This is a genomic window from Cellulomonas telluris, from assembly GCF_004886325.1.
GTDB classification, from domain to species: Bacteria; Actinomycetota; Actinomycetes; order Actinomycetales; family Cellulomonadaceae; genus Cellulomonas; species Cellulomonas telluris.
In genome coordinates, this window is the sequence record NZ_QXFN01000004.1 from 309699 (window position 1) to 334156 (window position 24458).

Genomic DNA, 24458 nt, shown 5'->3' on the forward strand with positions numbered 1-24458 from the left:
TCGGACATGGCGAGCGGGAGCGCGATCAGGGGGTCGCGGGTCGGGGCCGGGCCCATGGGCGAGGCGGAACGCGGCGACGCGGCGCCCCGCATCTGGATCTCGTACTGGTGCGCGAACGGCCACGAGACCCGGCCGAGCTTCGCGGAGGAGGCGGCGGCCGAGGCGCCCGAGACCTGGGACTGCCCGCGCTGCGGCTTCCCGGCGGGGCAGGACCCGGAGAACCCGCCGTCCCCCACGAAGAACGAGCCGTACAAGACGCACCTCGCGTACGTGAAGGAGCGGCGCAGCGACGAGGACGGCGCCGCGATCCTCGACGAGGCCCTCGCCGCGCTCCGCGCCCGTCGCGGCCGCTGACGCAGGTCTGCGCGGCGGGCGTCCGCTGACGCCGCGCCGACGGACGACGCACGACGCCCCGGTTCCCCCGGCTCGCAGGAGCCCGGGGACCGGGGCGTCGTCGCGTTCGCGGCGGCGAGGCCGAGCGTGGCGGCGTCAGCGCACCCGCAGCAGGGCGAAGCCGTCGTAGCCCTTGCTGCCGACGGTCTGCAGCAGCGTGGCGTCGACGCGCGGGTCCCGCGCGAGCTGCTCGACGAAGGTCCGCACCCCCTGCACCCGCTCGTCGGGGTGGTCGGCCTCGACGACGCCGCCGCGGCGGACGACGTTGTCGACCACGACGAGGGTGCCCGGTCGGCTGAGCGCGACCGCCCGGTCCGTGTAGGCCGCGAGCTGCTGCTTGTCCGCGTCGACGAAGACGAGGTCGAACGGCCCCGCGCCGTCCCGCACGAGGGCGTCGAGGCTCTCGAGGGCCGGCCCGACGCGGACGTCGACCCGGTCGCCGACGCCCGCGGCGTCGAGGGACGCGCGGGCGACGGCTGCGTGGGCCTCGCTCAGCTCGAGGGTGACGACCGAGCCGTCGGAGGGGACGGCCTGGGCGAGCCACCACGTGCTGTAGCCGCCGAGCGTGCCGATCTCGAGGACCCGTCGCGCGTCCACGGCGCGGGCGAGGAGCTCGAGGAGACGGCCCTGGTGGGGGGAGACGGCGATGTCCGGCAGTCCCGCCTGCGCGGCGGCTGCCGCGACGGCTGCCGCCTCGTCGGGCTCCGCCACGACGACGCGCGTGTAGTCGTCCACGCGCGCCCAGAGCTCCGCCAGGTCGGCCGAGCCGGGAGCGGTCTCGACCGGGTGCGGAGAGGCCGGTGCGGCGGCGTCCGCGGCCGGCAGGTCCTGCGCGGCCGCCACGTCGACCAGCCACAGCGTGCGCTCGGTGCCCTGCGCGCCGGCGGCGGGCGTGCCGGTGACGTCGTCGCCGGCGAGGGCGCGGGCCACCGCCGGCGCCTTCTCCGCCCCTGCGGCGACGAGCCAGACCTCGCGCGCGGACCGGATGACCGGGAAGGTCAGCGAGACGCGCTCGGGCGGGGGCTTGGGGGAGTCGTGCTCGGCCACGACGAGGTCGCGCTGCTCGTGGACGGTCTGCTTGCCGGGGAACAGGGAGGCGACGTGCCCGTCGGGGCCGACGCCGAGCAGGAGGACGTCGGGCACGGGCGCGCGCAGGCCGTCGGGGGCGTGGGCGCCGAGCTCGGCGCGGTACGCGCGCGCAGCCGCGTCGACGTCCGGGACGTCGTCGGACAGCGGCGGCACCGGGTGCACGTTCTGCGCCGGCAGCGCCTCGCCGAGGGCGTCGAGGAGGGCCTCGCGCGCCTGGGTCTCGTTGCGCTCCGGGTCGCCGTCGGGCAGGAAGCGCTCGTCGCCCCACCACAGGTGCACCTGCGACCAGTCGACGGCGTCGCGGGCGGGACTCGCGGCGACGGCGCGCAGCGTGGCGATCCCGACGGTGCCGCCGGTGAGGACCACGTGCAGCGGGGCGCGGTGCGACTGCAGGTCGACGAGGCGGGTGAGGAGTCGCGCCGCGGTCGCCGCCGCGAGCACCTCCGCATCCGGGTGGACGACGACGTCGGGGGAGGCGTGCGTGCTCACGGTGGTCCCTTCCGGTGGTGCGGGAGCGGGTGTGCGTGCGCCGCGGGGCCGGACGCCGTGCGGCGTCCGGCCCCGCGGTCCGTCGGGTCAGGCCTGGATGCGGGCGAGACCCTTCTGCAGGACCTCGCCGTACACCTCGTCGGCGTCGAGGCGGCGCAGCTCCTCGACGAGGCACTCGCGCAGCTGGCGGATCGGCAGCGCGATGCGGTGCTCGGGCTGGTCGGGCTGGCGCAGGGCGGCCGTCTTGCCGTCCGGCCGGTCGAGCACGATGTCGCCCGACTCGCGCACCAGCTTCACCTGCGTGATGGCCGGTGCGCCGGGGACGCGCTCGACCTCGACGGGGCAGTCGAGCGCCTGGGCGAGCCACGCGGCCATGAGGTCGACCGACGGGTGCGTGCTCTCGCCGATGACGACCGCACGCCGGACCGGCTCGAACGGGGGCTGCTCGAGCGTCGCCGCGATGAGCCCGCGCCACAGGGTCGCGCGGGTCCAGGCGAGGTCGGTGTCCCCGTCCTGGTACACGGCGGCGAGCCGGCGCAGTGCCGCTCCGGCGTCCGCGGTCTGGCTCGTGTCGGTGATGCGCCGCTGCGCCATCCGGCCGAACGGGTGCTCCGAGGGGTTCTCGGGCACGTCGTACGGCCACCAGGCGACGATCGGCGCGTCCGGGAGCAGCAGCGGCATGACGAGCGTGTCCAGGTGGGACAGCACGCCGCCGGAGGGACGCAGCACGACGACCTCGCTGGCCCCGGCGTCCCCGCCCAGGCGGATCTGCGCGTCGAGCACGGTGGAGCGCTCGTCGGGGCGCTCCGCGAGCACGACGATCCGGCACGGGTGCTCGTGGCTGGCCTCGTTGGCCGCCGCGATCGCCTCCTCCGGGTCGTGCGCGCCGACGTCGATGATGAGCGTGAGCACCCGGCCGAGCGCGACCGCGCCGCCCTGCTCGCGCTCGTCGATGAGCCGCTTGTTGATGTCCCGGGTGGTCGTGTCGGGCATGTCGATGATCACGGCAGCCTCCAGGCGCGCCCGTCACGGGCCATCATCTCGTCGGCCGACGCCGGCCCCCACGTCCCGGCGCGGTACTCGTCGGGCTTGCCCTGCGACGCCCAGAACTCGGTGATCGGGTCGAGGATCTTCCAGGAGAGCTCGACCTCCTCGTGCTGCGGGAACAGCGGCGGGTCGCCGAGCAGCACGTCGAGGATCAGCCGCTCGTACGCCTCCGGGGAGGACTCGGTGAAGGCGTGGCCGTAACCGAAGTCCATCGTGACGTCCCGGACCTCCATCTGCGTGCCCGGCACCTTCGCGCCGAACCGCAGCGTGACGCCCTCGTCCGGCTGGACCCGGATGACGAGCGCGTTCTTGCCGAGCTCCTCGGTCGCCGTCGACTCGAACGGCAGGTGCGGGGCCCGCTTGAACACGACGGCGATCTCGGTGACCCGGCGCCCCAGGCGCTTGCCGGTGCGCAGGTAGAACGGCACCCCGGCCCAGCGTCGCGTGTCGATGTCGACGCGGATCGCGGCGTACGTCTCGGTCGTCGAGTCGGGGTTGAAGCCCTCCTCCTCGGCGTAGCCGATGACCTTCTCGCCGCCCTGCCAGCCGGCGGTGTACTGACCGCGGGCCGTGTGGCGGGCGAGGTCGGCGGGCAGCCGGACGGCCGAGAGGACCTTCGTCTTCTCGGCCCGCAGGGCCGCCGCGTCGAACGAGACCGGCTCCTCCATCGCCGTGAGGGCGAGGAGCTGCAGCAGGTGGTTCTGGATGACGTCGCGCGCGGCGCCGATGCCGTCGTAGTACCCGGCGCGGCCGCCGATGCCGATGTCCTCGGCCATCGTGATCTGCACGTGGTCGACGTAGTTGCCGTTCCAGATCGGCTCGAACAGCTGGTTCGCGAACCGCAGCGCGAGCAGGTTCTGGACCGTCTCCTTGCCGAGGTAGTGGTCGATCCGGAAGATGTCGTCGGGCCGGAAGACCGACGAGACGATGTCGTTCAGTTCGCGCGCCGACTGCAGGTCGTGTCCGAACGGCTTCTCGATGACGACGCGGCGCCACGTGCCGTCCTGCGGCTGCGACAGACCCGACCGCGCGAGCTGCTTGCAGACCACCGGGAACGAGCTCGGCGGCACCGACAGGTAGAACGCGTGGTTGCCGCCCGTGCCGCGGGACACGTCGAGCTCCTCGACGGTGTCGCGCAGCCGGTCGAACGCGTCGTCGTCGTCGAACGTGCCCTGCACGAAGCGGATGCCCTCGGCGAGCTGCCGCCAGGTCGCCTCGCGGAAGGGCGTGCGGGCGTACTGCTTGACGGCGTCGTGGACGACCTGCTCGAAGTCCTGCGTCTCCCAGTCACGCCGGGCGAAGCCGGTGAGCGCGAAACCCGGGGGCAGCAGGCCGCGGTTCGTCAGGTCGTACACCGCCGGCATGAGCTTCTTGCGGGCGAGGTCGCCCGTGACGCCGAAGATGACGAGGCCGCTCGGCCCCGCGATCCGCGGCAGGCGCCGGTCGCGCGGGTCGCGCAGCGGGTTGTGCCCCGCCTCCACCCGGGCCGGGCTCACCGCTCGCTGCCCGCGGCGGGCGCGGCGTCGCGCAGCCCGTTCTCGACCGTCTCGAGCAGCTCGCCCCAGGACGCCTCGAACTTGTCCAGCCCCTCGACCTCGAGCTGCTGGGTCACCTCGTCGATGTCGATGCCGAGGTCACGCAGCCGGTCGAGCAGCGCCGCGGAGGCGTCCTGCAGGCCGGTGACGGTGTCGCCGCGCAGCACGCCGTGGTCCGCGACGGCCTCGAGCGTCTTGCCGGGCATGGTGTTGACCGAGCCGCGGACGACGAGGTCCTCGACGTACAGCGTGTCGGGGTAGCGCGGGTCCTTGACGCCCGTCGACGCCCAGAGCGGCCGCTGCGGGCGCGCACCGGCCGCCGCGAGCGCCTGCCAGCGCTCGCTCGCGACGAACTCCTCGTAGGCGCCGTACGCGACGCGGGCGTTGGCGAGCGCCGCCTTGCCGCGCAGCTCGTCGGCCTCGGCCGTGCCGATCTCGTCGAGACGGGGGTCGATCGCGGCGTCGACGCGCGAGACGAAGAACGAGGCGACCGAGCCGATCGGCGCGAGGTCGATGCCCGCCGCCTGTGCGCGCTCCAGGCCCTCGGCGAACGCGTCCATGACCGCGCGATACCGCTCGAGCGAGAAGATGAGCGTCACGTTGACGCTGATCCCCTCGGCGAGCGCCCCGGCGATCGCGGGCAGCCCCTCGACCGTCGCGGGGATCTTGATGAACAGGTTGGGCCGGTCGACCGTCGCCCAGAGGGTGCGCGCGGACGCGAGCGTCCCCTCGGTGTCGCGGGCGAGCCGGGGGTCGACCTCGAGGGAGACGCGCCCGTCCACGCCCTGCGTGGCGTCGTAGACCGGCCGCAGCACGTCGCAGGCCTCGCGGACGTCGTCCGTGGTGATCTGCCCGACGGCCTCGTCGACGGAGGCGCCGGCGGCGGCGAGCTCGCGCAGCTGCTCGTCGTAGGCGTTCCCCTTGGCGAGGGCCGAGGCGAAGATCGTCGGGTTGGTGGTCACGCCGACGACGCCGCGCTCGAGCAGCCGGCCCAGGTCGCCCGAGCGGATCAGCTCGCGCGAGAGGTCGTCGAGCCAGACGGCGACGCCGGCCTCGCGCAGCTGGTGCAGGGTGGTGCTTGCCATGGTCGTTCCCCTTGTCCCACGACGGATGCGTGCGCGTGCGGGCGCGGCGGGCCGTGCTGGGACGGCCCGCCGCGCCGGGTGTCAGGCGGGCAGGTCGCCCGTGCCGGACTGGTTGGGTGCGGCGCCCGTGGCGGCGGGAGCCGCGTCGCCGCGCGCCGCGGCGAGCGACTCGCGGGCCGCGTCGACGACGGCCTCCGCCGTCAGGCCGAACTCGCGGTACAGCGTCTGGAAGTCCGCCGACGCGCCGTAGTGCTCGAGCGAGACGCTGCGGCCGGCGTCGCCGACGATCTTGTGCCACGACAGCGCGATGCCGGCCTCGACCGAGACGCGGGCGCGCACGGCGGACGGCAGCACGGACTCGCGGTACGCCTCGTCCTGCTCCGCGAACCACTCGAGGCAGGGCGCCGAGACGACCCGCGTCGGGACGCCCGACTCCTCGAGCGCGGTCCGCGCCTCGACGGCGAGCTGGACCTCGGAGCCGGTGGCGATCAGGACGACCTCCGGCTCGCCGTCCGACGCGTCGAGCAGCACGTACGCACCGCGGGCCACGCCCTCGGCGGACGCGAAGCCCTCCTCGCCGCGCGGGAACGTCGGGACGTTCTGGCGCGTGAGCACGAGGGCGGCAGGGCCGTCCGTGCGCTCGAGGATCGCCTTCCACGCCTGGGCGGTCTCGTTGGCGTCCGCGGGACGGACGACCGCGAGGCCGGGGATGGCGCGCACGGCGGTGAGGTGCTCGACGGGCTGGTGCGTCGGGCCGTCCTCGCCGAGGCCGATGGAGTCGTGCGTCCACACGTAGGTGACGTTCACGCCCATGAGGGCCGCGAGACGCACGGCGCCGCGCATGTAGTCCGAGAACGTGAAGAACGTGCCGCCGTAGGGACGGGTGAGCCCGTGCAGGCGGATGCCCGACAGGATCGAGCCCATCGCGTGCTCGCGGATGCCGAAGTGCAGCGTGCGGCCGTACTGGTCGCCGGCGAACTCGTGCGTGGAGCGCTTGGCGGGGATGAAGGACGGCTCGCCCTTCATCGTCGTGTTGTTCGAGCCGGCGAGGTCGGCGGAGCCGCCCCACAGCTCGGGCAGCACGGGCGCGAGCGCGGACAGGACCTGGCCGGACGCCTGGCGGGTGGCCACGGCCTTGCCGGCCTCGAACGTCGGCAGCGCGTCGGCCCAGCCCTCGGGCAGCTCGTCGGCGCGGAGGCGGTCGAGCAGGGCCTTGCGCTCGGGGTTCGCCTCCGCCCACGCGTCGAACTTCTCCTGCCAGGCGGCACGCGCCTTGGCGGCGCGGTCGGCGAGGGAGCGGGTGTGCGCGAGGACCTCCGGGGCGACGTCGAACGACTTCTCCGGGTCGAAGCCCAGCAGCTCCTTGAGGCCGCGCACGGCGTCGCCGCCGAGCTTCGAGCCGTGCGAGGAGTGGTCGTCCGTCTTGCCCGGCGTCGGCCACGCGATGAGCGTGCGGACCCGGATGAAGGACGGCTTGTCGGTGACGGCCTTCGCGGCCTCGATCGCCGCGTGCAGCGCGTCGACGTCCTCGCGGTACTCGCCGCCGGCGGTCCAGTCGACCGACTGCACGTGCCACCCGTACGCCTCGTAGCGGGCGACGACGTCCTCGGTGAACGCGATCTGGGTGTCGCCCTCGATCGAGATGTGGTTGTCGTCCCACAGCACGACGAGGTTGCCGAGCTCCTGCGTGCCGGCGATCGAGCTCGCCTCGCTCGTCACGCCCTCCTGCAGGTCGCCGTCGGAGGCGATGACGTAGACGTGGTGGTCGAACGGGCTGGTGCCGGGCGCCGCCTCGGGGTCGAGGAGGCCGCGCTCGCGCCGGGCCGCCATCGCGAAGCCGACCGCGGACGCGAGGCCCTGGCCGAGGGGCCCCGTCGTGATCTCGACGCCCGCGGTGTGCCGGAACTCGGGGTGGCCCGGGGTCTTCGAGCCCCACGTGCGCAGAGCCGCGAGGTCCTCGATCTCGAGGCCGAAGCCGCCGAGGTAGAGCTGGATGTACTGCGTCAGGCTCGAGTGCCCGGCGGACAGGACGAAGCGGTCGCGGCCGAGCCAGTGCGGGTCGGTCGGGTCGTGCTGCAGGACGTTCTGGTAGAGCAGGTACGCGACCGGGGCGAGGCTGATCGCCGTGCCCGGGTGGCCGTTGCCCACCTTCTCCACCGCGTCCGCGGCGAGGACGCGCACGGTGTCCACCGCCCGCACGTCCAGATCCGACCAGCCGACCGCCGAGGCCAGAGGAGCCTTCGCGTTCACCACACCTCATTCCCGCCCCGTGCGAACGGGACGTCGCTGTCGAGCGTGACCCGGGCGTGCACGGTTGGCGGCGTCCGGGGCGTGTCCCGTCACGTCGTCGGACGGGCAGTCCTGCGCGTCGAGCCTATAGCGCACGGCCTGCGGCGCGCGCTGGCGGTCCATTCAGTGGGCAAGCGCTTTCCGGCTCGTCGTCGCCCCGGTCTGCGACGCACGTCACCCCCGGGTGGGGCCGCGGCCTGCGGGCCCTCCGCCCCTCGCGCGCGGCGGGGACGTACCATGGCGGTGCCCGCCCCCGCTCACGAACGGATACCCCTGCGCGTGCGCCTCACCAGCCCGTCCCTCGACGCGAGCCCCGACGTCGCCCCCGTGGCGCACGAGGAGGCCGCTGCGTCGACGGCGGCAGCGGGGGAGGTGCGCACGGTGGGCGGGCCGCCGCCGCGCGGCGCCCTGGCCCGCCTCCGGTGGACCGTGGGTCCCTACGTCGCGCTGACGAAGCCGCGCGTGATCGAGCTCCTGCTCGTCACGACGATCCCGACGATGTTCCTGGCCGCGGGCGGGTTCCCGCCGTTCGGCCTCGTCGTCGCCACGCTCGTCGGCGGTGCGGGCGCGGCCGGTGCGGCGAACACGCTGAACCAGTACCTCGACCGCGACATCGACGCGGTCATGAACCGCACCCGTCGCCGTCCGATCGTCACGGGCCGGATCACCCCGCGCGCGGCGCTCGTGTTCGGGTCCGTCCTCGGCGTCGTGTCGCTCGCCTGGCTGTGGTTCGCCGTGAACCCGGCGTCCGCGCTGTTCACCGGCGCCGCGATCGCCATCTACGTCGTCGGCTACACGATGATCCTCAAGCGGCGCACGCCGCAGAACATCGTGTGGGGCGGTGCCGCCGGCTGCATGCCGGTGGTGATCGGGTGGTCGGCCGTCACGGGCGGGGTGTCCTGGTCGGCGCTGCTGCTGTTCGGCGTCGTCTTCTTCTGGACGCCGCCGCACTACTGGCCCCTGTCGATGAAGTTCCGCCGCGACTACGCCGCCGCCGGCGTGCCGATGCTCCCCGTCGTCGCGAAGGACACGCGCGTCGCCTGGGAGATGATCGCGTACACGCTCGCGATGATCGCCTGCTCGCTGCTGCTGGTGCCGGTGGCCGGCATGACGTGGGTCTACGCCCTCGTGGCGGCCGCCCTGGGCGTCTGGTTCCTCTGGTCGTGCGTCACGCTGCTGCGCCGCGCGCAGGACCCGCAGCGGGGTCCCCTGAAGGCCATGTCGGTGTTCCACGGGTCGATCACGTACCTGACGCTGCTGTCGGTCGCGATCGCGGTGGACGTGTTCCTCCCGCTCTGACGCCGCGGCCGTGCCCGGCGCCGACGCCCTCACGACCGCCCTCGAGGGGTACCTCGCCCACCTGACGGTCGAGCGCGGTCTCGCCCCGCACACGCTCGCCGCCTACCGCCGCGACCTCACCCGGTACGTCGAGCACCTGCGCGCGTCGGGCCGGACCGCCCCGGGCGACATCACCGAGCGGGACGTCGAGGACTACGTGCTCGTCCTGCGCAGCGGCTCGGACGGACGTGCGCCGCTGTCCCCGGCGTCCGCCGCCCGCAGCGTCGTCGCGCTGCGGGGCTGGCACCGGTTCCTCGCGCTCGACGGCCTCGCGGCGACCGACGCGGCCGCGCAGGTGCGGCCCCCCGCGCAGCCGAAGCGGCTGCCCAAGGCGATCTCGGTCGAGGCGGTCGAGCGCCTCATCGACGCCGCCGGCCTCGGCGACGGACCCGTCCCGCTGCGCGACCGCGCGCTGCTCGAGCTGGTCTACTCCACGGGTGCGCGCATCTCCGAGGCCGTCGGCCTCGACGTCGACGACCTGGACCTGACGCCGGGCCGGGCCGCGGTCCGGCTGCTGGGCAAGGGGAGCAAGGAGCGCGTCGTGCCGGTCGGCTCGTTCGCGGCGGAGGCGGTCGAGGCGTACCTCGTGCGCGCACGGCCCGCGCTGGCGGCCGGAGGGCGTGGCACGTCCGCGGTGTTCCTCAACACCCGCGGCGCCCGGCTCAGCCGCCAGTCGGCGTGGGCGGTGCTGCGGACGGCCGCGGAGCGCGCCGGGCTCGACGGGGCGGACCACGTCTCGCCCCACACCCTGCGGCACTCGTTCGCCACGCACCTGCTCGCCGGCGGCGCCGACGTGCGCGTCGTCCAGGAGCTGCTCGGCCACGCGTCCGTCACGACGACGCAGGTCTACACGATGGTCACGCCGGACACGCTGCGCGAGGTGTACGCCGCAAGCCACCCACGCGCGCGGTGACGTCGACCACGTGCGCACGCGCTGCGGAGGGTCGTCGCAGCGGCCGTGCCCGCCTCGGGTAGGTTGTCCCGCGAGGTGAGCCCGGAGCGGGCGCAGGGGAGCAAGGTGAGCTGATGAGCCAGGAGACGACCGAGCAGCAGCTCGACGCGGTGGGGCGCCCGCTGCCCGACTTCCCCGTCCCGGCGCCGCTCGCGTCGCACGGGCCCGCGCGCGTCATCGCGATGTGCAACCAGAAGGGCGGCGTGGGCAAGACCACGACCACCATCAACCTGGCCGCCGCGCTCGCCGAGTACGGGCGACGGGTGCTCATCGTCGACTTCGACCCCCAGGGAGCGGCGTCGGTGGGGCTGGGCATCAGCCCGCACGAGCTCGAGCGCACCGTCTACAACCTGCTCATGGAGCGGGACGCGGACATCCACGCGATGATCCGGCCGACCGCCGTCGCCGGCCTGGACCTGCTGCCGGCGAACATCGACCTGTCGGCCGCCGAGGTCCAGCTCGTCGGCGAGGTCGCCCGCGAGTCGGTGCTCAGCCGCGTGCTGCGGCCCGTGCTCGACGAGTACGACGTCGTGCTCGTCGACTGCCAGCCGTCCCTCGGCCTGCTCACGGTGAACGCGCTGACCGCTGCGCACGGCGTGCTGATCCCGCTCGAGTGCGAGTTCTTCGCGCTGCGCGGCGTCGCGCTGCTCGTCGAGACGATCGAGAAGGTCCGGGACCGCCTCAACCCGCGGCTCGAGGTCGACGGGATCCTCGCCACGATGTACGACTCGCGGACGCTGCACGCCCGCGAGGTCGTCGCCCGCGTCCACGAGGCGTTCGGCGACACGCTCCTGCACACGGTGATCGGGCGCACGGTGAAGTTCCCCGACGCGACGGTGGCTGCCGAGCCGATCACGGTCTACGCCCCGACGCACGCCGGTGCGACGGCGTACCGCCAGCTCGCGCGGGAGCTCGTGGCGCGTGGCGACGCCGCCTGACGGCGCCGCCGTCACGGACCAGGGGGCGCCGGGCGGCGCCGTCGCGCCGGGCGCCGGCCCGGTCGACGCCGCCGGCGCTGCGACGCCCGCCGGCGCGCACGCCTTCGAGGTGCACCTCGACGTCTTCAGCGGCCCGTTCGACCTGCTGCTCGGCCTGATCGCCAAGCACAAGCTCGACATCACCGAGATCGCGCTGGCGAAGGTCACGGACGAGTTCATCGCGCACATCCGGACGGCGGAGCGCGCGGCCGCCGAGGGCGGGCGCGACTGGGACCTGTCGCAGGCCAGCGAGTTCCTCGTGGTCGCGGCGACGCTGCTGGACCTCAAGGCCGCCCGCCTGCTGCCGTCGGCCCAGGTGGAGGACGCCGAGGACCTCGAGCTCCTCGAGGCGCGCGACCTGCTGTTCGCGCGGCTGCTGCAGTACCGCGCGTACAAGGTCGTGGCGGGGGACCTCGGCGCCCGGCTCGAGGCGGAGTCGCGGCGGTTCGGGCGTTCGGTGCAGCTCGAGCCGCACCTGGCCGCGCTGCTGCCGGAGCTCGTCTGGCAGATGGGCCCGGAGCAGCTGGCCGCCCTCGCGGCGCGGGCCCTCGCCCCGAAGCCGCCGCCACCCGGTGTCGACATCAGCCACCTGCACGCGCCGCCGGTGAGCGTGCGCGAGCAGGCTGCCGTGCTGGTCGCGCGGCTGCGGGAGCAGGGCGCCTCGACGTTCCGCGCGCTCACGGGGGACGCGGACGAGCCGGTGGTCGTCGTGGTGCGCTTCCTGGCGCTGCTGGAGCTGTTCCGCGAGGGTGCGGTCGCGTTCGACCAGGTGGCCCCGCTGGGCGAGCTCACCGTGCGCTGGACCGGCAGCGCGGAGGGTGACGTGACCGTCTCGGACGACTTCGACCGGGCGGCAGGAGAGGTGACGCAGGACGCGCCGGTCGCCGACGCGGTGACGGACGCGGACGTGGTCGCGATCGGCGGGCCACCGCCGGGCGACGGGGAGGGTGACCGATGAGCGAGCAGGACGGCGCCGGGGTGCGCCAGGACGAGGTGCGCCAGGACGAGGACCGGCCGGTCGACCCGGTCGTCGACGCCGGCGCGCCCGACGAGCTGGCCTTCGACGTCGACGCGCTGCCGGGCGGCGCGCTCGGCGCCCTCGAGGCGGTGCTCATGGTGGCGGACGAGCCGATCCCGGCCGTGCGGCTGGCGACGGCGCTCGCGCTGCCGACCGAGCGGGTCGAGGCGCTGCTCGACGAGCTGGCGGCCGACTACCGGGGGGAGCACGGCGGGCGGCCGCGCGGGTTCGAGCTGCGGCGCGCGGGCGAGGGCTGGCGGATCTACTCCGCCTCGGCGTACGGGGACGTCGTGGGCCGCTTCGTGGTCGACGGCCAGACGGCACGTCTGACGCAGGCGGCGCTCGAGACGCTCGCCGTGGTGGCCTACCGCCAGCCGGTGACGCGCGGGCAGGTGTCGGCGGTCCGCGGCGTCAACGTGGACGGCGTCATGCGGACCCTCAGCGCGCGCGGGCTCGTCGCGGAGGTCGGCACCGAGCCGACCAGTGGTGCCGTGCTGTACGGGACCACGGGATACTTCCTGGAGCGGATGGGCCTGTCGAGCCTCGACGAGCTGCCCCCGCTGGCGCCCTACCTGCCCGATCTCGAGGCGGTCGAGGGCGTCGACACGACGGACGGACGAGAGGTCGGACCATGAGCGGCGGAGGGCGCGGGCACCGCGGGCGCGGGGGAGCGCCGGCAGGCGGCGGCGGAGCACGAGGTGGTCGGGGCCAGGGCGCGGGGCGCCCGGGTGCCGGGCGCGGCGGTGCGAGCGGCGGCGGGCCGCGGCGGACCCGGCGTCGTCCCCAGCCGGTCGAGCCCGTGGACGTGCACGACCCCGAGGGCGTGCGCCTGCAGAAGGTCCTCGCCCAGGCGGGGCTCGGGTCGCGCCGCGCGTGCGAGGAACTCATCGCGTCGGGCCGGGTGACGGTCGACGACCAGGTGGTGGTGGAGCTGGGCGTGCGCGTCGACCCGACGACGGCGGTGATCCACGTCGACGGCATGCGGGTGCAGCTCGACACGTCGATGGTGACGCTCGCGCTGAACAAGCCGAAGGGTGTCGTCTCGACGATGCACGACCCGGAGGGACGGCCGACGGTCGCGCAGTTCATCCAGAACCGTGAGGAGCGCCTGTTCCACGTCGGGCGGCTCGACGCGGACAGCGAGGGTCTGCTCCTGCTGACGAACGACGGCGAGCTCGCGAACCGGCTGTCGCACCCGTCGCACGGCGTGCCGAAGACGTACCTCGTCGACGTGGAGGGCCGTGTGCCCGCCTCGCTCGAGAGGCGGCTGCGCGCGGGCGTCGAGCTCGAGGACGGCACGGTCTCGGTCGACGCCTTCAAGATCGTGCAGACCACGCCGCAGGCGAGCCTCGTCGAGGTCGTGCTGCACGAGGGACGCAACCGGGTCGTGCGGCGCCTGTTCGACGAGGTCGGGCACCCCGTGACGCGCCTCGTCCGCACGCGCATCGGTCCCATCCGCCTGGGCGACCTGCGCCCGGGACGCACGCGCGTGCTCTCGCGCACGGAGGTGGGCTCGCTGATGGCGTCGGTGGGGATGTGAGCCTCGCGACGACCGGACCCGTGCGGGTCGTGGGCACCGGCCTGCTCGGCACGTCCGTGGGGCTCGCGCTCACCCGGCACGGCGTGCCCGTGCAGCTGCAGGACCCGTCCCGCACGGCGCTCGCGCTCGCGCGGGACGTCGGTGCGGGGCAGCCGGTCGGGACGGACGACCCGGAGCCGGCGCTCGTCGTCGTCGCCGCCCCGCCGGACGTGACCGCCGACGCCGTGCGCGACGCGCTGGCGGCGCACCCGTCGGCGGTCGTCACGGACGTGGCGAGCGTCAAGGGGTACGTGCTGTCCGAGCTGCGCGGCTCGGACGTGGACCTCACCCGCTACGTCGGCTCCCACCCCATGGCCGGGCGCGAGCGCTCCGGGCCGTCGGCGGCGGTGCCCGACCTGTTCCTCGGGCGGCCGTGGGTCATCGCCGGGTCGGGCTCGTCGTCCGACGCGGCGCTGCTCGCGGTGCGGCACCTCGCGGTCGACCTCGGCGCCGTCCCGGTCGCCATGGACGCCGACGAGCACGACGCCGCCGTGGCGGCGGTCTCGCACGTGCCGCAGATCGCCTCGAGCCTCGTCGCGGCACGGCTGCGCGGGCTCGACGACGCGGCCCTGGGCCTGGCCGGTCAGGGCCTGCGGGACGTCACGCGGCTCGCGGCGTCCGACCCGGCGCTGTGGACGTCGATCCTCGCCGCGAACGCGTCGGCCGTGCGAGCCGTGCTCGCCGGGCTGAGGGACGACCTGGACCTGCTGCTCGGCGCGCTCGACCTCGCAGCCCAGGCGGAGGGGCCGGAGTCGGTCGAGCTGGGCGCGCTCGCGGCGATCGCCCGCACGATCGCCGACGGCAACGCCGGGGTGGCGCGCGTGCCGGGCAAGCACGGCGGCGCGACCAAGCAGTACGCCGAGGTCACGGTGCTGGTGCCGGACCGGCCGGGCGAGCTCGCACGGCTCATGGGCGACGTCGGCGCCGCGGGCGTCAACATCGAGGACCTGCGCCTCGAGCACGCCGCCGGGCGTCCCGTCGGGATGACGGCGATCTCGGTGCTGCCCGCGCGCGCCGAGTACCTGGAGTCCGAGCTGACCGCTCGGGGATGGAGGCTGGTGAGGTGAGCACCGTCGTGGCGGTGGACGGCCCGTCGGGGTCGGGCAAGTCGAGCGTGTCGAAGGAGGTCGCCCGGCGGCTGGGGCTCGCGTACCTGGACACGGGCGCGATGTACCGGGCGGCGACGTGGTGGTGCCTGCACGGGGAGGTCCCGCTGTCGGACGCCGCAGCCGTCGCCGACGCCGTGCGTGGGCTGCCCCTCGACATGGGCGTCGACCCGGACGACGCGACGGTCCGCGTGGGCGGCACGGACGTCACGGCCGCGATCCGCGAGACCCGCATCTCGGCCGCCGTGAGCGCCGTGGCGACGAACCTCGACGCGCGCGCCGAGCTCGGCCGGCGCCAGCGCGCGGTCATCGACGACGAGCGCGCGGGCGGTTGGTCGCAGGGGCGCGGCGTCGTCGCCGAGGGGCGCGACATCACCACGGTGATCGCGCCCGACGCCGACGTGCGCGTGCTCCTCACCGCGAGCGAGGAGGCCCGCCTCGCGCGCCGCGCCCGCGAGCTGCACGGCACGGACGACGCGGCCGCCGTCGCCGCGACCCGCGACCAGGTGGTGCGCCGCGACGCCGACGACTCGACCGTCGTGCAGTTCCAGGTCGCGGCGGACGGCGTGGTGACCGTCGACTCCTCGCACCTCGACCTGCCCGGCACCGTGCAGGCGGTGCTCGACGTCGTCGAGCGGACCCTCGCCGGTCGGTCGTGAGCGCCGGGCGCGACGCCCACGCCGCGCCGGCCCCGGTGCCCGCGTGGGCGCTGGGCATCGGGCGGTTCCTCGCCCACGGGCTCTGGGACACGCAGGTGCTGGGTGCCGACCGCGTCCCGCAGGACGGGCCCGTGCTCGTCGCGGCGAACCACGTCTCGATCGTCGACGGGCCGCTGCTCGTGGGTGCCGCGCCGCGGGCCCTGCACGTCCTGGTAAAGCAGGAGATGTTCCGGGGGCCGGTGGGTGCCGTGCTGCGCGGTGCGGGGCAGATCCCCGTCGACCGCGAGATGGGCCGGCCGGCGCTGCAGAGCGCGCTGGCGGTGCTCCGGCGCGGGGACGCCGTCGGCATCTTCCCCGAGGGCAACCGCGGGCGCGGCGCCGTCGAGGACGCGCGGGCCGGGATCGCGTGGCTCGCCGTGCACTCGGGGGCGCGGGTCGTGCCCGCCGCGATCCTCGGGACGCGGCGGACGGGGGAGTCGCTCGGTCACCTGCCCGGTCCGCGGCGCCGGTTCGTGGTCGAGTTCGGCGAGCCCGTGGACCTGGCCCGCGAGGGCGTGAGCCGCCGCGAGGCGATCGCGCTCGGGGCGCAGACGGTGCGCACCGAGCTCGCGGCGCTCGTCGCCGGCGCGGCTGCGCGCACGGGCATCGCGCTGCCGGAGGACGACCCGCGACGTCGTCCCGCCTGACGCCGGCGCGGTCCGTGTCGAGACGCGGACGCCGGACGGGGGAGAATGGCCGCATGACCCAGCCGGACCCCACCCTGCCCGCGCCCGACGCCGACGACGCCGTGGCCGTGGACGAGACCACCGGGCCCGTCCCCGACCTCGACGAGACCGAGGAGGAGCGCGCCCGCGAGCGCGCCCTGCGCGCCGGCCTCGAGGAGTACGAGCTCGGCGACGAGGACCTCGCGCTGCTCGGGTCCGGGGCCGAGGGCGACCTCGACGAGGGCGGCGAGGCGCCGCTGCCGGTGCTCGCCGTCGTCGGCCGGCCGAACGTCGGCAAGTCGACGCTCGTCAACCGCATCCTCGGCCGTCGCGAGGCCGTCGTCGAGGACACCCCCGGCGTGACGCGCGACCGCGTGAGCTACCCCGCCGAGTGGTCCGGCCGGCGCTTCACGCTGGTCGACACCGGCGGCTGGGAGGTCGACGTCGCGGGGATCGACGCGCGCGTCGCGCAGCAGGCGGAGGTCGCGATCGAGCTGGCCGACGCCGTGCTGTTCGTCGTCGACGCCACCGTGGGCTCGACGGACACCGACGAGCAGGTCGTCCGTCTGCTGCGGCGCTCCGGCAAGCCGGTCGTGCTCGTCGCGAACAAGGTCGACGGCCCGGCCGTCGAGGCGGACGCGGCGATGCTGTGGAGCCTGGGCCTGGGGGAGCCGCACCCGATCTCCGCGCTGCACGGGCGCGGCACCGGCGACCTGCTCGACGCCGCGATGGAGGCCCTGCCGACGGAGTCGGCGCACGGCGTCGTCCTGCCCGACGGGCCGCGCCGGGTCGCGCTCGTCGGCCGGCCGAACGTCGGCAAGTCGTCGCTGCTCAACAAGGTGGTCGGGTCCGAGCGCGTCGTCGTCGACGACACCGCGGGCACCACGCGCGACCCGGTGGACGAGCTCGTCGCCCTCGGCGGCAAGCCGTGGGTGTTCGTCGACACCGCCGGCATCCGCCGCCGCGTGCACCAGACGTCCGGTGCGGACTTCTACGCGTCGCTGCGCACGCAGGCCGCGATCGAGAAGGCCGAGGTCGCGGTCGTGCTCGTCGACGCGTCGCAGCCGATGACCGAGCAGGACATCCGGATCGTCCAGCAGGTCATCGACGCGGGCCGCGCGCTCGTCGTCGCGTACAACAAGTGGGACCTCATGGACGAGGACCGCCGCCCGTACCTCGAGCGCGAGATCGAGCAGCAGCTCGTGCAGGTGCAGTGGGCGCCGCGGGTCAACGTCTCGGCCCGCACCGGCTGGCACACCGACCGGCTCGTGCCCGCGCTCGAGCGCTCGCTCGAGTCGTGGGACACGCGCATCCCCACCGGCAAGCTCAACGCGTTCCTCGGCGAGCTCGTCGCGGCGCACCCCCACCCGCTGCGCGGCGGCAAGCAGCCGCGCATCCTGTTCGCCACGCAGGCGTCGACCCGCCCGCCGCGGTTCGTCATCTTCGCGACCGGGTTCCTCGAGCCGCCCTACCGCCGGTTCATCGAGCGCCGGCTGCGCGAGACGTTCGGGTTCGAGGGCTCGCCGATCTCGATCTCCGTGCGCGTGCGGGAGAAGCGGCGGCGGTGAGCGCGCGCGGGGCCGGGACCGCGACGGCGGCGCGGGACGCCACCGTCCACCTGCTGCTGCGCCTCGGGCTGCCGCGGGACCCGCGCGCGACGCGGCACCTCGGCACGTTCCTCGCCGTCACGGCGGCGACCGTCCTCGTCACGCGCGCGCTGCTCGCGGCGTCCGGGTACCCGCAGCTCGGGGGCGAGGGCCTGCACATCGCGCACGTGCTGTGGGGCGGCCTGCTCATGGCGGTCGCGTTCCTGCTGCTGCTCTCGTTCCTCGGGCCGGTGCTCCGGCCGATCGGGGCCGTGGTCGGGGGTGTCGGGTTCGGGCTGTTCGTCGACGAGGTCGGCAAGTTCGTCACCGACGACAACGACTACTTCTACGAGCCGACGGCCGCGATCATCTACGCCACCGTGGTCGCGCTGGGCCTCGTCGTGGAGGCGCTGCACGGGCGCCGGCCGCGCGACCCGCGCGAGGCGCTGGCCGGAGCGCTGGACGACGCCGTGGCCGGCGTGGTCGGCGGGTTCACGCCCGAGGCGCGCAGCCGCGCGTGGCGCCGCCTCGAGGAGGCCGGGCAGGTGCCCGGGGCGGCCGAGACCGCGGCGCTGCTGCGTTCCGTGCGGGAGGACCACGAGGAGCTGCCCGACCCGGTCGCCGCCGTCGCCCGGGGCACGGTGCGCGTGCTGCACGTCCTCGTGCGGGCGCGGTTCGTGCCGTGGGTGGCCGTGGTCCTGCTCGTCGGGACGGCCGGTGTCACCGTCACGCGCGGGCTCCTGCGCTGGGGGGAGCTCGGCGGGCTGTGGTGGGTGGCCGCCGGCGTCGTGGTGAGCGGTGCGGTCGGCGTGGTCTGCGCCGTCGTCGGCCTCCTGCGCGTCGGCCGCGACGCCGTCGAGGGGTACCGGTGGTTCCGCCGGTCGGTGCTGGTCAGCCTGCTCGTCACCCAGTTCTTCCTGTTCCGCCTGTCCGAGTGGGACGCGAGCTGGGGCCTGCTCGTCGACCTGCTGCTGCTCGGCGTCGTGAGCGCGGAGCTGGCGGTGCTGCGGCGGGCGGCGGAGGAGCGGGGTGCCGCGACGGAGACGGGTGCCCGGACCGATGTGCCGGTGGCGGAGGCTCCCGCCGGGGGCCTGACGGCCGCCGACACGGCCGCGGCGACGGACGCGAAGGGCACCCGGCAGGTGCGGTAGAGTTCTGGACGGCCCTCACGGGGGCCATCGGGCTGTGGCGCAGCTTGGTAGCGCACTTGACTGGGGGTCAAGGGGTCGCAGGTTCAAATCCTGTCAGCCCGACATCGTTCGTGCAGGTCAGAGGCCCGCACCGCTTCGGCGGGGCGGGCCTTTGAGCGTTCAGGGAGCCTACCGGGGTGCCTAAGTACGCCCTGGACGAACATGGACGCTGGAGCCCGCGCACGGACGCGCGGCTCGGGAGGTGACCGACTGGTGACTTCCGGTGGTGGCCAGCGTGCATGCGCTCGTCGGCGAGCCGTCCACGTCGTCCTTCGCCTTGGGCTCCGGTGCGCTGATGCAGCGACGGTGGCGCGACACCGCCGGCCGCGTCTGCGTCCCGATCGTCCGCCGCCCCGAGACCGCTCGCATGGGCTACCCCGTTGCGCGATCGGGCGCCGCCTGCGGTGATGGACCCGCAGGACGATCCGGACGAGGGGCGTGCCATGTCGCACCGTCGCTCCCGCACCACCGCCGTCGCGCTGCTGCTGGCGCTCGTGGCCGCGCTGCTGTCCAGGGCGGGGCCGGTCACCGCCGCGGTGGACCCGTCGGTAACGGGCCAGCTCTCGCTGTTCGAGCGCATCGAGAACCGCGACACCGGTGCCAGCGAGGGTCGCCGCGAGCTGTGGTCGATGCGCGCGGTGAGCACCGAGGACCCGGCGTACACGTTCGAGGGCAACGGGCTCAACGGCGTGCAGCAACTGACCGTGCCGGCCGGCGGCTACACGATCAGCGAGTCGGGCGGCGTGCCGGGGTACGCGTCCGTCGAGTGGGAGTGCGGCCCGCTCGGCACGTTCAGCGACCCGACTCCGACCATCACCGTGCCGGCGGCTGGGTCGGCGATCAGGTGGGTCCGATCGACCGGTCGCCGGACAGCCACCGGAGCCAGCGCGTCGACGGGTCGGGCTCCAGGACGAGCGCCCGCATGAGCAGGGTGAGCGGGATCGACAGCACCGCGCCGGTCGGCCCGATCACGAACGACCAGAACGCCACGTCGGCGCCGTGGAACGCGGCTGCATGCGTGGTCACGGCGACGCCCGCGACTGCGGCATCGCGCAGCACCGCCAGGGTGGAGTGCGGGTCGCCGTTGACGGGCCCAGGTGGCTGCGCGAAGCCGGAGGAGGCGCGCCTCGAGCTCGGCGATCGGCTCTCCCAGTGCCGGGACGATGAAGGCCTGCGTCAGTACCCGGAGCGGTGTGGCCGTCGACGTCGTGGCGTCGGCCCCGGGGACGGCAGCGCTACGAGCGAGCCGTGTCATCTTGGTCATGCCCGGCAGTGCGACGAGGACCGTGCGCTGGGGGAGGCCCACCTGGAGGCACCGCAGCGCGAGTCGCTCTTCGACCGCCAGAAGAGCGCTAGCCACGTTGACGACATCGGTGAGGGCGGCGCGTCGGACGGCGGTGTTCGCGACGGCGATCGCTTCCACCACGGGGGAGGACGTGCGGATCGCGGTCGGCGATCGCGTCGTCACGCGGACCAACCACCGGGGGCTGAGGATCCCCGGCGGGTACGTCCGCAACGGCGACCTCTGGGCCGTCATCGCCACGGCTACTGACGGGTCGATCGAGGTCGAGCGACTCACCCGAGACGGTCACGCCGCTCACGGCGCCCGCGTCACCCTTCCGGCGCCGTACGTCGCCGAGCACGTCGACCTGGGTTACGGCACCACGACGCACCGCGCACAGGGCGTCACGGTCGAACAAGGCCACGTGCTCGCGGCGAGCGGGATGACGCGCGAGAACCCTCTACGTGGCGATGACGCGTGGTCGGCAGGACAACCACGCCTATGTCGCGATCGATGACGTCATCGCTGACTGCGACGGCATCCCCAACAGCGATCCGATGCAGGACGGACAAGACGTGCTCGCCAGCATCCTGGCCACCTCCGGTGCCGAGCTCTCGGCCACTCAGACCATTGCTCGGCAGCAAGACGCCGTCGCCTCGCTGCGACGGCCGGAGCCCGTCCGGCGCACGATCATCGCGGACGTCACCGCGCCCCGATGGAGGCAGATGCTCGAGCGCGCTGGCGTGGCGGCGGAACTGCTCGGTGAGGTGTCGCGCTCGCCCCTCTGCGGGTGCCCTCTTCTCGGCGCTGGCGAAGGTTGAGGCGGTCCAACCTGATCTGCTGCCGGTCCTGCGACGCCTGGTCCTTGCTGCCCAGGCGGCCTGGCCGGACGTCGATCCCGCCGAGATGCTCCTTGCGGCGACGCGGGCATGGATCGACACGCAGGTCGAAGAGCCCCGGGACCTCGTTGCGCCGCGCACACCGCCCGGCTCGCCACCGGACGCCCAAGCACTCGTGACGCAGATGGACCACCTCATCGCGGCTCGGAGCGACGCCCTCACCGACCACGCGATCCAGACACGCCCGGCCTGGCTTGCTGAGCTCGGTCCGATACCCGCCCGACGCGGAAGAGCGGGCTGCATGGAGGCGACGGGTCGCTCTGACGGTCGCCCGCGAGGACTTCGTCAACAGCCCGGTGGCCACGGCACCGCAGCCGACGAGACACCGCCCGAGCGCGGCCGAGAGCAGCGTGGCGTTGTGACGATTGCTTCCCGCCGTGGCCACGTCGGCGACGACGACGCCTTCTTCCCGAGCGCCGAGCTGCAGCAGCCGATCGGCCCTCCCGTGCCCATCTGCGAGCGGCTCAGACCCCGGAGAACTAGCAGCTCCACCTGCAGGACCTGACCGTTTGGGTCGAGTGGTTGGTTCGGCACTACCGCCTCGACCGGCGGCACGACCCGGCCTGCTGGCGCGATCACTGGGACCTAATCGAGGAGCTTGCGGCACTGCATCTCGCCTGGGAGGGCGCGTACTCCACCTCCGCGCAAGCCGACGGGCCGCTGGTATGGCACGAGCACTTCGACGCAGCCCGAGCCCGCCTTGCCGACTGGGTCTCACGATCCGGGTGCAGGCCCGGAGAACACAGAGTCTCGTCCGGGGCCGCCTTCTGAGTCCTCGAAGGGAGCGGAGACCTTCGATGGGACTTTCGGGAGCGCCTCCGCGTGACTGGCAGAACCTGGGCGGCAGCCGTGTGCGGTAGGTCGAGGCCCCGGCGCTCGGCCAACGCAACTGACACGCCGAGGGAGTCGCGGGTGCGCCGAGTTCGACCGGCGCGTCAGGGGATCACCACTGTCTCGCTGATCTCCACGACCGCGTCTCCAGTGATGCTCTCCGTACTTACCGGCGATCAGGTGCTTCCTGCGGTTGGTCGCCGTCGCTCACCGGGCGTGCTCCGGGTGCTCGAGACGTCGGCGCGGTTCGCGCATGCTCCCCGACGTGTCGCGGTACATCCAGCACTGCGACAGCCGCAGTCCAGCAGCGAACTGCTCCTCGGTCGGCCAGTAGGCGACCCGTCCATCCGAGCCCCCGTCGTTCATGATCGCGTCGCTCTACTCGCTCGCGACGTCGAGGGCGGCGCCTTCCGCGGTGCTCACCGAACTCCCGGTAGAAACGACGCTGCGCTCCTCCACACTCAGGTCACTGGTGGTTAGGCGGTCCAGCAGGTCGCGACACGGAAGCCGGCCGTCCAGTTCTCCTGGCTCGGCCAGAACGCCCACCATCCCTGCGCCCCTCTGGCGTGCCAAGCCTCGTCGCAGTAAGGGGTGATGTACTCGTTGATCGCATCGTCACCGGGGAAGGCGTCGCCCAGGTCGACTACGACGGCGCGATCGTTGGTCCACTGCTGAGATCCGTCGCACTCCACGACGGTCGCCACACTGCGGTCGGCGTACGGGCCGCCGCCCTGAGTCGGGTCGTTCGGGGTGTTCACGCACAGCCGGTAGGTGAGATCACCGGCGCGAATGCTTGCGACGATGTCCTCTGCGGAGGTCGTCATCGGCACCGCGTCTCGTCCGTCGACGAGGCCGACGTCGCGCACGACGAGGTCGCAGCGCACCCAGCGTGCCCCTGCCTCCCACTCGTCGGCCGACGGAATGTAGGTAAGGACGTTGACCCGGCCGGTGTTGAGCAACTGGGCTTCGATGCCTCCGCAAGCGTCGCGGATGGCGGCGGACATGTCAGCGGGGATCTCCGCCGCTGGGTCTGGGTACGAGAAGGCGGCGTCGGTGAGGACTCCGACTGTGAAGGTCTCGGCCTTGTGCGGCTCCGCGCAGTCGACGGGCCCATCCGCCTCCCACGATCGCCAGTCATTCACGATCTCGTAGTCCTCGTCCCACCACCAGCAGTCGCCAACGGCTGGCGTGGTGTCGGCGGCGACAGGTGCGGACTCCGAGGCGATGGAAGGCGTGCTCGGTGCGGAGGATTCGGAGGGCGAGCAGGCCGAGGTGCTCAGCAGTACGAGTCCGCAGGCCATCGCGGCAAGGAGGCGTCGTGTCACGAGGAACCCTTCGGCCGAGCGGAGTAGATCGTGAGCGATCAGGCCAGAACCTCGGCAGGGGCCGGAACGGTGCTCCACAGGACCATGTGGTGGACCTGCTGACGGCGACGGCGACACGCGAGCACTTCGGCGCGGGGCACGAGCACGACAGCGCGTCGGTGATGCGACGGCGGGTCGGCGGTGTTGCATCCGAAGGCACGGATGAGCACCCCGGACCGTAGGCGGAAGCCGAGCTTGCGTCGCGTCGTCTCTTCCATGCACCAGCGACGCGAGTTGCCGCGCTCCAACGGCTGCCACCGGATGACCTGGTTTCGCAGCTCCGCGGGTTGCTCCCGTGCCGACGCGCTGCCGGGTCCGGGCCGCAAGCGCTGTCACCTTGGGACCAGTTTGAGAAGGTCTCGGACATGACGACGACCACGACCGAGCTCACCGTCGCCGACGCGGCCGGTGTCTGGGCGATCCGCAGCGAGAGCGCGACGGTGTACCTCTTCGACGCGGACGCCGGCCGGATGCTGCGGCAGCCGGGGGACGGCTCGAGCCGGGGCGCGTGGGACGACTGCTGGGTGCCGCTCGTGAAGGTCGACAGCGAGAGCACCCCTGGGGCCATCCGGGTCGGGGAGCGGCATCGGTGGCTGACCGACCCGGAACCTGGTGCCCGCGACTACGGTGGTAGGTGCAGCGGAGGTGCGTCGCGGTCGAGCCTGTGCAGGCCGATGACGTGCCGGCTGGTCGCGAGCCGGATCCGGATGAGGGCTGGCGGGTGTCGGGGCGACGGTTCGACGACCACCGTTGAGCGGGGGCGTCCCCGCGTCACGCCGCGACGTGTCCGTGGCACGGTGACGAGATGACCCATGCCTCCGAGGAGCACGGCTCCCTCGCTGACGCGTTGCGGATGGACGGCCCCGACGTGGAGTTCGATCCGGGGCGCGTCAGCACGCCGGTGCGTGACGCCGAGTTGGACGACATGGACGCGCAGCAGCGTGCCGCCCTCGACGCCCTCGCCGGGATGGACCACGCCGCCGACCTGCTGGACCCGCAAGTGCGCGCAGCCGCACGAGGAGACACCGCCTGAGCGTGGTGTTCCT

22 protein-coding genes and 1 tRNA gene are annotated in these 24458 nt (G+C 74.1%); 17 read left to right on the forward strand and 6 right to left on the reverse strand.

Annotated elements, in window-relative coordinates; all coding sequences use genetic code 11:
* Nucleotides 1-6 precede the first annotated feature (6 nt).
* Entirely contained in the window at nucleotides 7-354 is a 348-nt protein-coding gene (locus FB586_RS13670; protein WP_136519888.1) for an RNA polymerase-binding protein RbpA, read from the forward strand.
* Between the two features lie 135 nt (nucleotides 355-489).
* Here FB586_RS13670 and pgl read toward each other — a convergent pair whose 3' ends face one another.
* The 5 genes from pgl to tkt form a co-directional block, all read right to left on the reverse strand.
* Nucleotides 490-1971, reverse strand: coding sequence for a 6-phosphogluconolactonase (gene pgl / locus FB586_RS20270; protein ID WP_136519889.1), 1482 nt, complete (start codon nucleotides 1969-1971; stop codon nucleotides 490-492).
* An 87-nt stretch (nucleotides 1972-2058) separates the two neighbouring features.
* A complete protein-coding gene (gene opcA / locus FB586_RS13680; RefSeq protein ID WP_136519890.1) occupies nucleotides 2059-2976 on the reverse strand; it encodes a glucose-6-phosphate dehydrogenase assembly protein OpcA in 918 nt (305 codons plus the stop codon).
* Complete coding sequence (zwf, locus tag FB586_RS13685; protein WP_136519891.1) at nucleotides 2973-4514, reverse strand: glucose-6-phosphate dehydrogenase; 1542 nt, start codon at nucleotides 4512-4514, stop codon at nucleotides 2973-2975. Before zwf ends, opcA begins: the two co-directional genes overlap by 4 nt.
* Nucleotides 4511-5638, reverse strand: coding sequence for a transaldolase (gene tal / locus FB586_RS13690; RefSeq protein WP_136519892.1), 1128 nt, complete (start codon nucleotides 5636-5638; stop codon nucleotides 4511-4513). The genes zwf and tal overlap by 4 nt, the downstream gene beginning before the upstream one ends.
* A gap of 81 nt (nucleotides 5639-5719) precedes the next feature.
* A complete protein-coding gene (gene tkt, locus FB586_RS13695; RefSeq protein WP_136519893.1) occupies nucleotides 5720-7888 on the reverse strand; it encodes a transketolase in 2169 nt (722 codons plus the stop codon).
* Between the two features lie 318 nt (nucleotides 7889-8206).
* Here tkt and FB586_RS13700 point away from each other — a divergent pair, with 318 nt between their 5' ends.
* From FB586_RS13700 to FB586_RS13770, 15 genes are all read left to right on the forward strand, one after another.
* A complete protein-coding gene (locus tag FB586_RS13700) occupies nucleotides 8207-9226 on the forward strand; it encodes a heme o synthase (RefSeq protein ID WP_246036763.1) in 1020 nt (339 codons plus the stop codon).
* A 10-nt stretch (nucleotides 9227-9236) separates the two neighbouring features.
* Complete coding sequence (locus FB586_RS13705) at nucleotides 9237-10178, forward strand: site-specific tyrosine recombinase XerD (RefSeq protein WP_136519895.1); 942 nt, start codon at nucleotides 9237-9239, stop codon at nucleotides 10176-10178.
* Between the two features lie 113 nt (nucleotides 10179-10291).
* On the forward strand, nucleotides 10292-11155 hold the full coding sequence (locus FB586_RS13710; RefSeq protein ID WP_136519896.1) for a ParA family protein: 864 nt from the start codon (nucleotides 10292-10294) through the stop codon (nucleotides 11153-11155).
* The gene (locus FB586_RS13715) at nucleotides 11139-12152 is read left to right on the forward strand and encodes a segregation and condensation protein A (RefSeq protein ID WP_136519897.1); all 1014 of its coding nucleotides are present in this window, start codon (nucleotides 11139-11141) and stop codon (nucleotides 12150-12152) included. Before FB586_RS13710 ends, FB586_RS13715 begins: the two co-directional genes overlap by 17 nt.
* Complete coding sequence (gene scpB / locus FB586_RS13720) at nucleotides 12149-12847, forward strand: SMC-Scp complex subunit ScpB (protein ID WP_136519898.1); 699 nt, start codon at nucleotides 12149-12151, stop codon at nucleotides 12845-12847. The genes FB586_RS13715 and scpB overlap by 4 nt, the downstream gene beginning before the upstream one ends.
* Before the next feature lie 164 nt (nucleotides 12848-13011).
* Nucleotides 13012-13752 carry a pseudouridine synthase gene (locus tag FB586_RS13725; RefSeq protein ID WP_306419165.1) on the forward strand — a complete coding sequence of 247 codons (741 nt, stop codon included), beginning with the start codon at nucleotides 13012-13014 and terminating at the stop codon, nucleotides 13750-13752.
* Nucleotides 13749-14858, forward strand: a complete 1110-nt coding sequence (locus FB586_RS13730; RefSeq protein WP_136519900.1) for a prephenate dehydrogenase — start codon at nucleotides 13749-13751, stop codon at nucleotides 14856-14858. Before FB586_RS13725 ends, FB586_RS13730 begins: the two co-directional genes overlap by 4 nt.
* Nucleotides 14840-15556 carry a (d)CMP kinase gene (cmk, locus tag FB586_RS13735; RefSeq protein ID WP_136519901.1) on the forward strand — a complete coding sequence of 239 codons (717 nt, stop codon included), beginning with the start codon at nucleotides 14840-14842 and terminating at the stop codon, nucleotides 15554-15556. The genes FB586_RS13730 and cmk overlap by 19 nt, the downstream gene beginning before the upstream one ends.
* Nucleotides 15553-16242: a lysophospholipid acyltransferase family protein gene (locus FB586_RS13740; protein ID WP_136519902.1), complete on the forward strand. Its 690-nt coding sequence runs from the start codon at nucleotides 15553-15555 to the stop codon at nucleotides 16240-16242. Before cmk ends, FB586_RS13740 begins: the two co-directional genes overlap by 4 nt.
* Nucleotides 16243-16295: 53 nt before the next feature.
* Nucleotides 16296-17828, forward strand: a complete 1533-nt coding sequence (gene der, locus FB586_RS13745; protein WP_136519903.1) for a ribosome biogenesis GTPase Der — start codon at nucleotides 16296-16298, stop codon at nucleotides 17826-17828.
* On the forward strand, nucleotides 17825-18997 hold the full coding sequence (locus FB586_RS13750) for a hypothetical protein (RefSeq protein ID WP_246036764.1): 1173 nt from the start codon (nucleotides 17825-17827) through the stop codon (nucleotides 18995-18997). Before der ends, FB586_RS13750 begins: the two co-directional genes overlap by 4 nt.
* Nucleotides 18998-19025: 28 nt before the next feature.
* A tRNA-Pro gene (locus tag FB586_RS13755) sits at nucleotides 19026-19099 on the forward strand.
* 380 nt (nucleotides 19100-19479) lie between these two features.
* The gene (locus FB586_RS19460) at nucleotides 19480-19962 is read left to right on the forward strand and encodes a hypothetical protein (protein WP_168800560.1); all 483 of its coding nucleotides are present in this window, start codon (nucleotides 19480-19482) and stop codon (nucleotides 19960-19962) included.
* 471 nt (nucleotides 19963-20433) lie between these two features.
* Complete coding sequence (locus tag FB586_RS13765) at nucleotides 20434-20835, forward strand: hypothetical protein (protein ID WP_136519904.1); 402 nt, start codon at nucleotides 20434-20436, stop codon at nucleotides 20833-20835.
* Nucleotides 20783-21139 (forward strand): hypothetical protein, encoded by a 357-nt coding sequence (locus tag FB586_RS13770; protein ID WP_136519905.1) that lies wholly within the window; start codon nucleotides 20783-20785, stop codon nucleotides 21137-21139. The genes FB586_RS13765 and FB586_RS13770 overlap by 53 nt, the downstream gene beginning before the upstream one ends.
* Before the next feature lie 1385 nt (nucleotides 21140-22524).
* Here FB586_RS13770 and FB586_RS13775 read toward each other — a convergent pair.
* A complete protein-coding gene (locus FB586_RS13775; RefSeq protein WP_168800561.1) occupies nucleotides 22525-23373 on the reverse strand; it encodes a septum formation family protein in 849 nt (282 codons plus the stop codon).
* Between the two features lie 844 nt (nucleotides 23374-24217).
* On the opposite strand from FB586_RS13775, the gene FB586_RS13780 reads away from it, so the two are divergent.
* Nucleotides 24218-24445, forward strand: coding sequence for a hypothetical protein (locus FB586_RS13780; protein ID WP_136519907.1), 228 nt, complete (start codon nucleotides 24218-24220; stop codon nucleotides 24443-24445).
* Nucleotides 24446-24458: the final 13 nt, after the last annotated feature.